The organism is Thiorhodococcus mannitoliphagus (assembly GCF_010915725.1).
Classification (GTDB): Bacteria; Pseudomonadota; Gammaproteobacteria; order Chromatiales; family Chromatiaceae; genus Thiorhodococcus; species Thiorhodococcus mannitoliphagus.
The window spans coordinates 15,576-29,888 of record NZ_JAAIJR010000069.1 but is presented as its reverse complement, the minus strand read 5'-3'; the positions used below and the strand labels follow the sequence as shown (position 1 = coordinate 29,888).

The 14,313-nt window shown below is 63.1% G+C and carries 16 protein-coding genes; 13 read left to right on the top strand and 3 right to left on the bottom strand.

Going from position 1 to position 14,313, the window contains the following annotated elements:
• Together traN and G3480_RS16115 are read left to right on the top strand one after the other, a co-directional pair.
• On the top strand, window positions 1–861 hold an 861-nt coding region (traN, locus tag G3480_RS16120), incomplete at its 5' end, for a conjugal transfer protein TraN (RefSeq protein WP_240905857.1).
• 28 nt (window positions 862–889) lie between these two features.
• Window positions 890–1,294: a hypothetical protein gene (locus tag G3480_RS16115; RefSeq protein WP_164654918.1), complete on the top strand. Its 405-nt coding sequence runs from the start codon at window positions 890–892 to the stop codon at window positions 1,292–1,294.
• Here the strand turns inward: G3480_RS16115 and G3480_RS16110 are convergent.
• A complete protein-coding gene (locus G3480_RS16110; RefSeq protein WP_164654917.1) occupies window positions 1,287–2,069 on the bottom strand; it encodes a class I SAM-dependent methyltransferase in 783 nt (260 codons plus the stop codon). The genes G3480_RS16115 and G3480_RS16110 overlap by 8 nt on opposite strands.
• A gap of 338 nt (window positions 2,070–2,407) precedes the next feature.
• Here G3480_RS16110 and G3480_RS16105 point away from each other — a divergent pair, with 338 nt between their 5' ends.
• On the top strand, window positions 2,408–2,902 hold the full coding sequence (locus G3480_RS16105) for a DUF308 domain-containing protein (protein WP_164654916.1): 495 nt from the start codon (window positions 2,408–2,410) through the stop codon (window positions 2,900–2,902).
• Window positions 2,903–3,326: 424 nt separating this feature from the next.
• On the opposite strand, the gene G3480_RS16100 is transcribed toward G3480_RS16105, so the two are convergent.
• Window positions 3,327–3,887 carry a hypothetical protein gene (locus tag G3480_RS16100; RefSeq protein WP_164654915.1) on the bottom strand — a complete coding sequence of 187 codons (561 nt, stop codon included), beginning with the start codon at window positions 3,885–3,887 and terminating at the stop codon, window positions 3,327–3,329.
• Complete coding sequence (locus G3480_RS16095; protein WP_164654914.1) at window positions 3,880–5,292, bottom strand: AAA family ATPase; 1,413 nt, start codon at window positions 5,290–5,292, stop codon at window positions 3,880–3,882. Before G3480_RS16095 ends, G3480_RS16100 begins: the two co-directional genes overlap by 8 nt.
• Window positions 5,293–5,884: 592 nt before the next feature.
• Between G3480_RS16095 and G3480_RS16090 the strand changes: the two genes are divergently transcribed.
• From G3480_RS16090 to G3480_RS16040, 10 genes are all read left to right on the top strand, one after another.
• Complete coding sequence (locus G3480_RS16090) at window positions 5,885–7,045, top strand: hypothetical protein (RefSeq protein ID WP_164654913.1); 1,161 nt, start codon at window positions 5,885–5,887, stop codon at window positions 7,043–7,045.
• Between the two features lie 52 nt (window positions 7,046–7,097).
• A complete protein-coding gene (locus G3480_RS16085) occupies window positions 7,098–7,523 on the top strand; it encodes a zinc-ribbon domain containing protein (protein WP_164654912.1) in 426 nt (141 codons plus the stop codon).
• Between the two features lie 455 nt (window positions 7,524–7,978).
• On the top strand, window positions 7,979–8,236 hold the full coding sequence (locus G3480_RS16075) for a hypothetical protein (protein WP_164654892.1): 258 nt from the start codon (window positions 7,979–7,981) through the stop codon (window positions 8,234–8,236).
• Window positions 8,237–8,532: 296 nt separating this feature from the next.
• Window positions 8,533–8,736, top strand: a complete 204-nt coding sequence (locus tag G3480_RS16070; RefSeq protein ID WP_164654911.1) for a hypothetical protein — start codon at window positions 8,533–8,535, stop codon at window positions 8,734–8,736.
• A gap of 28 nt (window positions 8,737–8,764) precedes the next feature.
• Window positions 8,765–9,277, top strand: a complete 513-nt coding sequence (gene ssb, locus G3480_RS16065) for a single-stranded DNA-binding protein (protein WP_164654910.1) — start codon at window positions 8,765–8,767, stop codon at window positions 9,275–9,277.
• Between the two features lie 97 nt (window positions 9,278–9,374).
• The gene (gene bet, locus G3480_RS16060; protein ID WP_164654909.1) at window positions 9,375–10,310 is read left to right on the top strand and encodes a phage recombination protein Bet; all 936 of its coding nucleotides are present in this window, start codon (window positions 9,375–9,377) and stop codon (window positions 10,308–10,310) included.
• A 91-nt stretch (window positions 10,311–10,401) separates the two neighbouring features.
• A complete protein-coding gene (locus tag G3480_RS16055; RefSeq protein WP_164654908.1) occupies window positions 10,402–11,493 on the top strand; it encodes a YqaJ viral recombinase family nuclease in 1,092 nt (363 codons plus the stop codon).
• Window positions 11,494–11,845: 352 nt separating this feature from the next.
• The gene (locus tag G3480_RS16050; RefSeq protein ID WP_164654907.1) at window positions 11,846–12,802 is read left to right on the top strand and encodes an AAA family ATPase; all 957 of its coding nucleotides are present in this window, start codon (window positions 11,846–11,848) and stop codon (window positions 12,800–12,802) included.
• A complete protein-coding gene (locus tag G3480_RS16045) occupies window positions 12,799–13,146 on the top strand; it encodes a hypothetical protein (protein WP_164654906.1) in 348 nt (115 codons plus the stop codon). The genes G3480_RS16050 and G3480_RS16045 overlap by 4 nt, the downstream gene beginning before the upstream one ends.
• Window positions 13,147–13,223: 77 nt before the next feature.
• Window positions 13,224–14,279 carry a DUF3150 domain-containing protein gene (locus G3480_RS16040; protein WP_164654905.1) on the top strand — a complete coding sequence of 352 codons (1,056 nt, stop codon included), beginning with the start codon at window positions 13,224–13,226 and terminating at the stop codon, window positions 14,277–14,279.
• The last annotated feature ends 34 nt before the right edge of the window (window positions 14,280–14,313 follow it).

Genomic DNA, 14,313 nt, shown 5'->3' with positions numbered 1-14,313 from the left:
AGTTGTCAGGTCTTCAAGGGCGAGGCGCTCGAGTGCAAGCGCGCGGTCGGCGGCATCGTCAACTGCTGCGAGCGCCCGAGCGGCATCTCCCTGGGACTCTATCTGCAGCTGATGTTCTCGGTGGCCAAGCTCGACAGCGTCACCATGTCCCTCGTCAAGGCCGGCGTCTCCAATCCCGCCTTCGGTGCCTGGGAGACCCTGCGCTCGCCGCTGGTCGACACCTGGTCGGCGGTCAAGGATGCCTTCACCTCGGCCGTGAACAACATCACCGGCAACACCACCGCGGTGACGACGGAAGCGGCCAAGCAGGGGCTGATCGCCACCTTCAAGCAGCAACTCCTGCAGCAGACGGTGCAGTGGACCGCTGAGGTCTTCGGCACTCAGGCGGCCAACGCGCTCTTCGTCAATGCGGCGACCGGTGGCGCCGCCGTGGCCGCCGACGGCTCGGCGGCCTCGACCGTGGCCCTCAATCCGGCGATCTCGGTCGTGCTCTACTGGGTGATGTGGGCCTATCTGATCTACACCATCGTCATGATCCTGATCCGGCTCATCTGGGAGTGTACCGAGGACGAGTTTACCCTCGGCGTGCAGCGTGAGCTGAGGTCCTGTCACCGGGTCGGCTCTTACTGCAAGAAGAATTTCTTCGGCGCTTGCATCGAGAGTCGCGACAGCTTTTGCTGCTTCAACTCACCGCTCTCGCGCATTCTCAACGAGCTGACGCGACGCCGCGAGCGGATAGCCTGTCGGGTGGGCGTCACGTCCGACCGGAGCGCCAGGTGGCGCTCTGAAGGGGCGTCGCCGAACAGCGGCGAGCGGAGGCGACTCCTGCGAGTTGGGCAGGACGTTGATGTCAGGGTGTGAGCGTGATCCAGGTCGGAGCGAGGCTTGTATGGCACAGATCGAATTCACGAGCCCGAAGTTCCTTCCGGTCTTGCCGGAAGACTGCCAGGTCAATCCTGGCGCCTACGGGTTTGAATTGGCCTGGTGGTTGGCGCAGACGCTCGCGAAAAGCGGCGTCGTGACCAGCTATCCCGTCGGCGAAGACTGGGGCTGGCTCATCGAGTACCACGAGGGTGACGCTGAATTCATGATCGGGTGCGGCAGCCAATCCGACCCCGGCGAAGGCGATGGCGACCAGCCGGTGGCTTGGTCCGTCTTCGTCAGGCAAGTGCGCTCGCTCAAGCAGCGTCTCCAAGGGCGATCAGCGCCTGCGATCGCCGCGAGGCTGACCACCGCCATTGTCATGGCACTGCGAGCGGAGGGCATCGCCGTTGACGTGGACGAACTCATCTGACCGCCCCCCGGCGCGCGAGCAGGTTGAGTCGCACGTAATCGATCACGGGCTCGCCGAGCTGCCGCATCACCTCGCGCAGGAAGGGTTGGCGGTCCTGCTCGGGCAGCTGTTCGAGATGGTGGCGCAAACAGACGGTGCGCAGGTAGGTCTCAAGTGGCTCCCCTGGCGCGAGCGTCGTGGGCTCTGGCTGCAGCCAGCACTGCACCTCGATGAAACCGGCCGCCTCGAGCCGTCGCTGCGTCTCGGCCGGGGTGGCGAAGTGCGTCGGGTCGAGGTCGACGCCCGCGGCTCTCGCGGCGGCATGGACGCGCGCGATATTGCCCGCACCCCCGCACTGCGCGACCAGTTGACCCCCAGGGCGCAGCACCGCGGCGAGGTTGGCGAACAAGGCATCGTGATCGCGAATCCAATGGAAGGTGGCCGTGGAGAAGACGGCATCCACAGGTGCGAGCGGCAGCGGATGGGCAAGGCTGGCACGCAGGAAGCGAACCCGATCGGCATAGGAAGCGAGTCTGCGCCTGGCCTCTTCCAGCATCGCTGAGGAGAGGTCCAGGGCGATGACCGTCCCGCGCGGCACGCGCTGGCAAAGATGCTCGGTGACCCGGCCCGAGCCGCAACCGGCATCGAGTACGCGCTCGTGCCCGTTCAGACGGAGGCGTTCGAGCACGGTCACGCCCCAACGGGTCATGGGGTCCGCGATGCGGTCATCGATCGTGGCGTCCCAGTCGGACGCATGGGCTCGCTGGTGGGTGGCGGGCGTGTGGCGTTCGGTCATCGTCTTGCCTCTCGGGCAGCGGGTTCGGACAGATGGCCAGGGCAGGGTGTCTCGCAAGCGAACAGCAGGCGCTGGCCGCGCTCAGCCAGATTCACGCCTGAGCAGCGTTAGCGGTGGCTGTGGCTCGACCCAGCCTAATCGAAAAGGATCGGCCATGAACGCCGATCCATGAGGTCGCCGACCCGGCGCATCGAGCCGCGGTGACGGGTTTCTGGTCGAGCACCATCGCACGATGCGCTAGACTCAGATCACCCTACAAACGCTAACGTCATCGGGGCAGGCTCGCCGCCACGGGGCGACCATTGGGCGTGTCCGTCAGCGCAACAAGGAGCGACAGCGTGACCTCAACAAGACGCTTTGCGATCGTCTCAATCCTGCTCGGGGTGGCGGCGATTGCGCTCCCCTATTTCTTCGGCACATTGGCGGTGTTGGCGCTTGGCGGCGTCATGCTCGCCAGCGGCATCGTCTCCCTGCTCTTCGTCATCGACGTGCGCAAGCAAGGAGTGCCCCTCAGCGTCTTCGGCCCTTGGGCGCAAATCATCGCTGGCCTGGTGGTGCTCATCTGGCCGGAGTTGGCCCTCTGGCTGGTGGCCGTGTTCTTGGGCGGCGGTCTCATCCTGAGTGGCATCACGGGATTGACCGCGCTGCGCGACGCCGGAATCGTCAATCCTCCAGGGCTGCGAAAGGTTGGGCTGTGGGCAAGCATCGCGCTTGGTGTCCTGCTCATCGCGATGGGCGCCTTGGGCTCTGCGATTCTGCTCGGCATGGTACTGGGGATCGCGCTGATCGCCGCCGGATTACACCAGTGGCGTGAGGCGGATTTGCTGCGCTGAGCACGCCGGTTGATCGCGGGCGCCGAATGCCGCTCTTCGACGCATCGCTCGACGCTCGACTCGCATGTCTGGAGCGGGTCGTCAGCTTCTCTGACCGCGTTCAGTCATCGGGCACTGGCGAGCTGGCGACGTCGCTCAGGTACGATGCGTGAGAAAGCGGCCATTCCGATTTTGCGTTGTACGGCAGCAAAACGCGGGGAGCGGTCAGGTTAACCTGCGTCGCCAATGTCGCGAGAACCTAAGATAGCGGACACCTCTCAGACGTCAAATCCGTAGGTTGAATGAGAAACGACCCAAGTAATTTCGAACGGCGATTGAGATAGACGTCAAGGTGGATGCGCTGGACAAGAGAATATCGGGCAGAGTCACGTCTATGCGAGTCGCCGCTTCACACTCTCCCTCATTCTCACCAAACTACGCCGACTCAGCAGGAACAAATTTCGGGGTTTGGCCGCAAAGCATGAATAGGTACTGCATGTCCCCTGAACGAGAACGGCTTCGCCGATTGGATAACATCCAGCCTCGTGCTGCCAATCTTTTTGCGATAGTCCTCATCGGACAGTTGAGGCAAATTGAAAGGATCAGAAACAAGCCACGCCTCAATCTTCTTCACCTTGTGCTGAGGATCGGCGAAGATTTCGCAAAAGTCCTCAGCCATGAATCGATAGAACACCGTTTTGAACTTGTCCAGAATATCTCGCGGCGGAATACCCTTGGTCGACTTCACGTCCCGAAGCTCTGCCAGTGTGATCTCGAACTCGCCGGACTCGCATCGAACCACGATCATACAATCAATTGCTTTAGGAGCCTGCGAGAAGTTCTTAGATGAATAATACTCATCTACTTTTAGGATCTTAATAAGCGACTGATCGAGAAGCCCTCCCGACACGAGGGCATCGCAGATCTCGATTTGGATATTGTTCTCCGCACACGACTCGCGACAAATCTGGCGCAATTGCTCATTAAGCTCGATCGCCTCAAGCATCTCCAGTCAACGCCTCCGTCTTCTCCATGAATAGTGCCTCAGCCGTGTCTACGAAATTCTCATCATCTATACCATACTGATCGACCGTCAATGCTCTGCCGCTACTTCCTGCGGATTTCATCTCAAAAAGCGTTGCGGCAACGAAATCCACAGGCAAAGCACCGGTAATAACGAGATTGCTGACCTTATTAAAAACGAAATTACTGTGCGATGTCAGAACAACCTTCACCCCGAGAGCCGTAAGTGCAGCAAACTGCTCTATTAGTCTTACTTGAACTTCGGGATGAAGATGAGCCTCTGGCTCTTCAATGATTATCATTGCCTTCGATGTAGTCTGGCGCCGACGCGCCACGAAAGAACGCTTGACGGGCTCGGTCAGAATATGCCGAAGATATGTGACGATTGGAGACAACTCTGAGACCATAGAGGATGCAAAAGCAAGATCAAGCCGAAGGTTAGTGTTAGACGGCTTAAACACCATCCGCTTTGTGCGAGAATCGAACTCAACCTCGCCGTTCAAAATCTCCTTTTCGATACTTGTTGCAACCTGATTCAGCGGTGATGCAGTATATTGCGCCGTCTTCACCTCAACATTCGAAAGCTTCAGGAAGTAGTCGCTTACAGGTTCAGATATGTTCGGCAAGTCGATTCGTTGCTTAATAAATGTCCGACTCCTTGACAGTTCTGCAACTATTTGCCCGAATGCGCTAAGCGCTTGATACAGACCAGATCTCGATGCGGGGAGGTAATGAATACTAAGGCAGTGCGAGAAGACCTCATTCGCGACGCCAGACAGGAGATAATACGCTTCCTGAATTAAAGAAGACTTAATATGCTTAGGGTCATCAAGGTTATGATATAGAAAACGCCCATCGCGGAGGTTTGCGTTAGAGCGATTCGTCTTAACCCCGCGAACCAAGTAGTTATTTGTTAATGAAATATTGCGGATGCATAAGCGATTTTCTGCAAGCGCAATACTGAACTGACAATCCCTTGAGGCTATTCTAATATCTAACTCGCTTTGAGAATACTGCGTCGTTAGCGAGTCTAGAGACTCAAAGGAACCCTCGATGGATGCTTGAAGCTGATCAAGAAAGAACACATCTAGAATGTGCTGAAAAGCCCTCTGCACTGCGCTGTTAGCTGATAAGTCCTGCGAGTATCCCACAGACGCTAGCTCGCTAGCAGCCTCTGCAAGAATAGAATCGTCGGTCAGCTCGTCAATACCAACTGCTGAGAAGAAACCCCGTGGGTCCCACCCCAAGATGGTCTTAAGAATCAAGTATACAATAGTTATCGCATAGGATTTTCCTACACTATTTTTACCAACAATCAAGTGGAAGTTCTTTTCCAGATCGAATTCATAGTGAGCTACCGGCCCTAAGCACTGGATCGATATTCTCAAAACCACACACCTCGAGCAAATTCATAGAACGGGACTTGAGAACAGGCTTAATAACAGCTAGTCGCGCCCCATAAAGCCTGAGCGCGGCAGTATCTAACCCATCGTCGGCCGCAGGTTGCACGCTGTTAGATCTGGCAAGTCTGCAATGGTAACCATTGCCGAGCACAGTATATGTGATTCGAAAAGAAGACAAGCGTCGACTTCACAATCCTGCAACTGTCATTAGCTGCCGAGGTGAGTGGTCGTGAGAACGCAGCCGGAGACCGGACGATACGGGAATTCCTGGGATAGTATCTGTTAGGTGTGTGGCCAAGGAAGTGTCGGCTATCCGTGCAGCTACGGGCGGCGACCGACCAAGCGCCACTGTCCGTAGTTGGGACAGAACTCCCGCTGGTCGTCCTGAATCGGGCGTCCGGTTCGTGTGTGGTGGGCCGCCGCTTCACCTCCCTGGCTGGCCACGACTGGGGCACCTCAAACGCCGACCGCAGAGAAACGCCTGATCGCCACCATCGGATGGGCCAGGTCCTTGGCTCGACAATCAGGCAGACTATCATTGGCAGTTACCCGATGATCCTTCGCGGAGCGTGATCTCATGCCGTCTGGGCCTCGTGAAATCGTCACTCCCTTTCGCCCCATCCCTCTCGACGTCCCCGAGGGCATGAAGCCGAACGAGTTCTTCAACAGCGCCGAGAACCTCAACGACCTGGTGCGCAACAACGGCCTGCTCCAGAATCCCGAGGGACTCTTGCTCTACCGCAAGGCGCTGGGACACAGCAACGCGTTCGATACCTCCATCATCTACAACACATCGCAGCGCATCCTCGACCCCCTCAGTCGTCCGGTCCGCCGGACCCAGCTGCCAGATGCGGTGAGGAGCGTCTGGAACCGGATGAACCAGATCCTCTTCGAGTACATGCTGGAGCAGTATCCCGACCCGGACCGGCACCTGATCCTGGCCGGCGAGGCGAGCCTAGATGCCACCTGGCCGCTGACCTCGCCCGGGGTGCCGAGCATCCGGATGCTGCACAACCACTTCATCGTCTTCGACAAGGACATGCTGCGCGCGGCGCCACTCGCCGATCCCAAGAACCCCAATCTCACCGACGGCGGCCAGCATTCGCTGTTTCAGGCCTATCTGCGCGACGTCTACCGCGCCTTCTTCGATGCGCTGGATCTCGACATCCTGCGTTCCTGCGCGCCAGATTCGAGCAGGATCGCGCTGACCGGGTACCCCCAAGGTCTGCCGAGCTGGACGGTCCAGGGCGGTGTCTCCGCGCTCAGGGAGGTGCGTTTCTGGAAGGAATACGACACCCTCCTCAAGGGCTTCATCGACTTCTATCGGACCTTCTTCGGCCAAGTGTCCACGCGCAATGCCCCCTTGCCGCGCGACCTCTATTTCCCCGACCTCGTCGAGCGCAAGCTGCAGTTCAACAACGAGGTGCTGAAGACCGCAAAGATGGTCCGCGACCGCTGCCTCAAGGACGCCAAGTACGCCAACGCGATCCGCTGGCAACCCGCTTTCAAGCAGGTGATCTATCGTAACGACGCTGGCGATCTGATCGTCGCCATCAGTCAGAACTCGATCGGCAACGCCATTACCGAGCTGCTCGGGGTCGTGGTCAATCGCCGCCCGGATGCCGAGGCCTACGCCCAAGCCGAGCCGGCCCTGATCGACAAGCTGCTCGATGTGCGCCGCCGTCTCGTGGAAGCTGACCTGGGGGAAGGGATCGCCACGCCCTACTGGGGAGCCTGAGCAGCGTGTCGGTGCATCGCCATCGACCGGCCACCGTGGAGACCGAGAGCGCATGAAAAGCAATCGGCAGCGTCGTGCCGAGATCAAGGCGAAGCGCGCCAAACGTGCGATGAAACGGACCGCGCTCCGCCGTCCCGGGCAATCGCTCGGCGAGGCGCCCTCAGGGTCGCTCCCAGCCGACCACAGCGCACTCAGTCACAACAACACCTACGGCCTCCTGCCTGACTATTACGTGGACCAGCGCTTCATCTGCCGCGACTGTGGTGCACAGGAGGTCTGGACAGCATCGCAGCAGAAGTGGTGGTACGAAGTCGCCAAGGGTCACATCGACTCGCGCGCGGTGCGCTGCCGCGCCTGTCGCAGGCGCATTCGGGATCGCAAGACGGCGCAGAAGCGTCACATGGAGGCCATGGCGGTCCGACCTCGGCACCCCAACGAGGCCTTCTTCCGTCGGCGGATGCGTCTCCCCGCTGGGTAGTCTCAGTCGCCGCCCCGGATCCAGCGTCGCCGTCTTCGTGCCGGAGATTCCCGGCACGAACAAGGCCATGCGTGCATCCATTGCCGACAACCAAATTCTGGCGTCGGGCAATTGTCCCCAGGTTCCGTGAGTGTCTCTGTGGATAACCTGTGTCATCCGGCGTTAACGATCCACCAGCATTGAGAAAACCGCGTCCTGATCGCTGCTTAACCACTTCTTAGGCGAGGCGGTCGAATTGGCGCCGATCAGCCGATGTCGGATCTCGGTCGATCCGAGGTGCCACGCGTTGCCGCTGTCAGGTGACCGCTGGTATTTGACGCAGAAAGGTATGGTCCGTCAGTTGGCGGAGCATGAAATCCGCCACATCCGCGTGCGCAATACGACCCGACTCGCGGGTCGAGTCGACAACCCAAGCGATCGGTACCGGTGCGGCGACGATCCGTCAGTCCGCCGGGATGCACGATGACTCAATCGAGCCTGCTCGTTTTCACCAACTGCTCCTGCTCTGCTTTCGCCGTAAGGATCCGCTTGAGCATGAGGTCCATCGTCTTGGTCGCACCCGCATCGCCCGCTGGGGTTGCGCGACCTTCATCCGCGTGCTAGAAAATGGGCAGTTGCTCGCGGCTTCCATCGCGCGCGTGACCGGCCTGCGGAGGCACCCAATTCCGCGCACCACCCGCGCCATCCCTAGGCGCCCCTCACGCGCCGATTGACGGCGTCTGATCCCGGCCAGGCTGTCGGGACGTCCTGAGCCCGCGTGCGTCCGCACTTCTGATCCAGACCCTGAGCCTGTGCGCCGGACCCCTGTCGCCTCGGCGTCGCCATGCGTGATCGGCGGCGTCGAGACGACAGATGTTCGCGCGATCTCATGACCTGGGATCCGTCATCGCCTGCGCGGGCGATTCACAAGACCGCGCGCACCATCCGCCAGCGCACGCTGGCCTTCCATCCCCTGGGGAGACACATCCCCCTCAGGGGCGGGCGTCTCTCCGCTATTCGGAGACGACGCATGCACACCACCGCAGCATCCATCCGTGCCCTGCGCACGGTGGCCCTGTTCACCACCGGCGTGGCGACCTACAGCCACACCTCAGACCTGGCCCAGCTCCCCGGCTGGCCACGACTCCTGCGCGCCGCACAGCGACTCGCCGAGTCACGCGCCATGCCCAGAGACGCAGCTCTCCAGCGGCACCCCGCGCCCCTGCGGTCCTGACCTGCCCCCTGCAACAGGAGACGACACCATGTCACGCGGCATCAACAAAGTGATCCTCATCGGCAACCTGGGCGTGGATCCCGAGGTCCGAGCGCTCCCGAGCGGCGATTCGGTCGCCAACCTCTCGCTGGCGACCAGCGAGACCTGGACCGACAAGACCAGTGGCGAGAGCCGCGAGCGCACCGAGTGGCACCGCGTGGTGCTCTTCGGGCGCCTCGCCGACATCGCCGCCCAGTACCTGCACTCGGGCTCCAAGGTCTATATCGAAGGCAAGCTGCGCACGCGCCAGTATCAAGCGCAGGACGGCGGTGAGCGAACCGTGACCGAGGTCGTGGTCGACGTTACCGGCACCCTGCAGATGCTCGACAGTCGCGCCTCTGGCGCGACGGAGCGTTCCGGCGCGAGCGAAAGCCCGTCCCGGTCCTCGCCGACGACAGCACTCCCCGCATCGCGGTCGACACCAGCACGCGGACGCGGGCGGACGAATGCCCAAACGAAACGGGCGCCCACGTCCGACTTCGACGACGCCATCCCCTTCTGACGCGTTCCTCACCCGGCCACGCCTGAGCGTCGGCCATTCACCCCACCGGGGCATCCGTGCCCCCTGGGGAGCGGTGCCCCTTTGATCCGGAGGCACCATGAGCAAGTCCAACCCAGCGTTGACCACACTCCCCGCCTGTCGGCTGGCGATCCCGCCCCAGGCACTCACCGAGTTCGGTCTGGATGCCGCCACCTGGCAGGTCCTGGTCGACTCCATCTTCCCCGCGGCCAACACGGTCGAGGGTGTGCTTCTGGCGGTGCGCTACTGTCAGGCGCGTGGCCTCGACGTTATGAAGCGCCCCGTGCATATCGTACCCATGTGGAACCGCAGTCTCGGGCGCGAGGTCGAGACCGTCTGGCCCGGCATCGCCGAGGTCCAGACCACCGCCGCGCGCACCGGCCAATGGGCTGGGATGGATCCCGCGCGCTTCGGCCCCGAGTTCACCCGCAGCTTCAGCGGCAGCACCAAGGTCAAGGGCACCTGGCAGGATCAAGCTGTCACGGTGACCTTTCCGGCTTGGTGCGAGGTGACCGTCTACCGCCTGATCGGCGGAGCACGCTGTCCCTTCACCGAGACGGTGTTCTGGGAAGAGACCTACGCCCGCATGGGCGGGGGTGAGCTGCCGACGGCCATGTGGGTCAAGCGTCCGCGTGGTCAGCTCCTCAAATGCGCCAAGGCGGCGAGTCTGCGCGCGGCCTTTCCCGAGGAGGCGGGCTACACCGCCGAGGAGATGGCGGGTAAAGCCATCGACGGCGATCTGGTCAGCATGACCGTCGCGACGTCGCCCGCGGAGGCCACCGCAACGCCAACCGCCGAGCCAACCCCGGAGTCCACCGAGCCGGTGGTCCCGAACGTCGACGAGGCCATCCTGACCCAGATCGAGGGGCTGGTGATCCGCGCGGCCAAGAGCCGGGCCTGGGCTTCGGCCCAGGACTACTTCAAGGGTCGCTATCAGGGCGAAGTCCTCGACTATGCCCTGGCCGAGCTGGCTCGCGCCGAGCGCGAGAGCTACCCGCCGGCCGAGGCCGCCTGAACTCGACAACTGACCGGCCCGTCCGGTCGCCCATCCCCCACGGGACACCGCTCCCGTGTGGGAGTGGTGCGCCCACCGACTGGAGCCCCCCATGAAGATCGTCAACCTCTCCCAGCGCACGCCCGCGTGGCTCGCCTGGCGCGCCCAGGGTGTCACCGCCTCCGAGGCGGCCGTCATCCTCGGTCGCTCGCCCTATCAGACGCCCTGGCGCCTGTGGGCCGAGAAGACCGGACTCTGTCTTCCGGACGACCTGTCCAACAACCCCTTCGTCCAGCGCGGCATCGCCCTGGAAGATACGGCTCGCCAGGGGTTCGAAGAGCGGCACGACACCCTGCTGTTGCCGGTCTGTGCCGAGCATACGGACCATCCGACGCTGCGCTGCTCCTTCGACGGGCTCACCGAGCGCGACGAGCCGGTCGAACTCAAGGTGCCGGCGCAGAAGACCTGGGACGCCGTGGCCCGTGAAGGCGAAGAGAGCTTGGCCTATGGGCTCTACTGGGTCCAGGTGCAGTTCCAGCTCGCCATCGCCGAGGCTGCGCGCGGCTGGCTCGTCTTCGATCCGGTCAGACCCAAGGTCCGGGCGCTGGAATTTGTCATCGAGCGCGACGCGGTGTTCATCGAGCAGGAGCTGATCCCGGCCTGCCTCCAGTTCCACGAGGCGGTGCGCAGGAAGCAAGAGCCGACCCCGGACCCGCAGCGGGACTGCTTCGTCCCGACAGGGGAGGAGCAGGTCCAGTGGGAGCGCCTATCGGCCCAGTACCGCGCGGCCGAGCGTCGGGCCAAGGTCCTCGAGGCCGAGCTCAAGGGGCTCAAGGCGCAGATGGCCGAGGCCCAGAGCGGATTGGTCGGCCTGATGGGTGAGTTTCTGCTCGCCGATCAGACCGACCTGCGGGTGCTGCGCTATCGCCAGCAGGGATCGGTGGACTATGCGGGTGCCCTCGAGGCGCTGATGCCGGAGCTGGATGCGGCCATCCTGGAGGTGCACCGCCGACCCGCTAGCGAGCGGGTGCGGGTGACGCTGAAGCAGGAGGACCATACCGCGGAGTCGGGCTCTGCGCCCGTCGAGAAGCCAAAACGCCGTCGGCGGACTGCGTCAGTCGCGGCCCCTGAGCCGGATAAGGACCAGGTCGACGGACGGGTCACCGAGCCCCGCCCCGAGCACGAGCCGATCGGCTTCTTCTGACCACCATCCACCCTGTCCCCATCGGGGGCAGGGTCCACTAGAGGGCTGCGAGGCTCCAGGACTCCCTGGTGATGAACCCATCGGGGCAAGCTGGCGTCCGTAATGACAACTGACAACTGACCAGTGCCCGAGAGGTCTCGCCCCTCCGCCTCCCCCGAGCCTGAGCGGCCAGCCCTTTCCGACGTGCTCACAGCCTGAGCCCGTTCATCGCCTGCGGGAGCGATCCATCAAGACCCCGCGCACCACCACTCGGCCTCAAGCCGACATCCATCCGCCAGCTTGTGCTGGCTCCACCCCACGGGGAGATTCGTCTCCCCACCGGGGCGGCGTCTCCCCTTCGCCGGAGAGACGCATGCGCACCACCCAAGGCTTCAATATCGCCCAGACCTTCGGGGTCAATGCCCCCAAGGGCCTGACCATCGAGGGCTTCGCCGACGACGGGCATCCGCAGATCCCCGTCCTGACTCCTTACGTCTTCCGCCAGGGGCTCTCCTCGGTGCTGGCCTTCCTGCGCCAGGCCGGGGGCGATGCCTTCCTGCTCACCGGTCCGACCGGCAGCGGCAAGACCTCGCTGATCTGTCAGGTCGCGGCCCGGCTGCACTGGCCGGTCCAATCCGTCGCCTGTCACGGCCGCATGGAACTGTCCGACCTGGTCGGGCAGTTCGTCCTCTGCGAGGGCTCGACCCGCTTCGTCCATGGCCCGTTGGCCATCGCGATGCGTGAGGGTCACCTCCTCATCTTGAACGAGATCGACCTCATGGACCCGGCCGAGCTGGCCGGACTCAACGACGTCATCGAGGGCCAGCCCCTGGTGATCGCCCAGAACGGCGGCGAGGTCATCCGACCCAACCCGAGGTTTCGGGTCTTCGCCACCGGCAACTCGGCCGGCGCCGGTGATCCTACCGGGCTCTATCAGGGCGTGCTGCGCCAGAACCTGGCCCTGCTGGACCGCTTTCGCGTCCTGCAGGTCGGCTATCTGTCCCCGGATGACGAACTGGGGGTCCTGCAAGCCAGTGCCCCGAGCCTGCCGCGTGAGGTGGCGACCCTGATGATCACCGTCGCCAACGAGATCCGGCGACTCTTCCTCGGTGAAGGGGAACAGGGCGCCGAACTGACCGTGACGCTCTCCACCCGCACCCTGGTGCGCTGGGCACGTCTGGCGCTGACCTTCCGCGGGGCGCCGCAGCCGATCGCCTATGCTCTGGAGCAGGCGCTGACCGCACGGGCCGAGCCCGAGCAGCGCGAGGCCATCCACCGGCTCGCCGCCGATGTGATGGGTGACCTCTGGACGGGAGGGACCGCGCCATGAGCGAGCCCTTCCAGCTCTATCGCTACACCCACGCTGATGGCTCGGCCAAGGACTGGGCCTGGCGGCGCCGTCAGGACGGCTCCAGCGAGGTGCGCTGGGGTCGCGCCGGACAGCTGTCCCAGAGCCGCATCTATCCCGCCAGCCGCTATGAGCGGTTGCTGCGGACGGTCCAGGCCAAGCTCGCCAAGGGCTATGTCGATCTGGGCATCCGTGAGCTGGATGCGCACGGACGCTTGATCGAGCCTCAGCCCGAACCACAACACGCACCCAGCGTCCCGACGCCGCCGACACCGGACATCGATCTGTCCGCGCTCGACAGCGACATTGACGACGACTGGTTCTGACCGCAAACCAACCAAGCCGATGGGCACACCGCTGACCCATCGGGGCCGGTGGTGCGCCCGCTCGGCGGGAGACCACCATGACGACCACCCTCGATGACACCCTCATCACCCTAACCGAGCGCCTCTCGCTCATCGTCCTGACCTCAAGTATCTGGTCTGGGCGCAAGAAGCTGCGGGCCGATGACCTGGGCCTCGGGGCAGGGGAGATCCCCTCCGAAGAGCTGGTCTCGCTCGGCAGCAAGCGACTCTGCAACCCGGACGCGATCCGCGTCTTCCACACCCTCAAGGGCCAGGCCGAGCGTGCCTGCCTCAAGGTCGGCACCCGCTTCTTGGGCGGTTATCTGGTCCCCAACGACCAGGTCGACGGTCTGTGCGCGGTGCTCGACGGACTCAAACGCGACTTCGAGCAGGAGGTCCAGTCCTTCCTGGCCGAGTACGACCGGGAGATCGCCGACTGGATCGCCCGGCATCCCGACTGGGAGCGGCAGCTACGCGCCGCCGTGGACCCGGCCGAGGTGATCGGAACACGCTTCTCCTTTCGCTACCGCCCGCTGGTCATTCAGCCAGCCGAAGGGCACCGGGAGACCCTGGTGGAGGACATCGCCGAGATCGGTCACACGCTCTTTCACGAGGTCGCCCAGATCGCCGTCTCGCTGGAGAAGAGCCTGGTCGGCAAGGACAGCCTGAGCCAACGCGCACTCGGGACCTTTCGGCGCGTCCAGGAAAAGCTCGCCGTGCTGTCGTTCGTCGACCCACGGATTCAGCCGATTCTGGCGCTGGTGGAGGGTTATCTGAGCCGGGTGCCCAGACGCGGACCCATCAGTGGGGCAATGTTCCAGGAGGGCTTCGGCCTTTGGCTGTTGCTCTGTGATGAGGAACGGCTGAGCCGGCATGGAGCGGGGCGGCTGGCGGGGGATGTTGATCCCGACGGCGACCCCCCGGAGCGCGACACTGATGCAGATGCCCAGCTTACGGACGCCGAGCGAACTGCACGCCTGGACGATGACGTCGACTTGACGACCGAAACGGAGGCGACGGTCACGGAGTCTATCTCCAGCCGGGAGCCGTCAATGCGCCACGGTATCGACACCCCGCACGCGAACGCGGATGTTCCGTTGGACTGCTTCTTCTAGCCCAATCCGCCCCGAGAGGGGCGATCCAACTGCC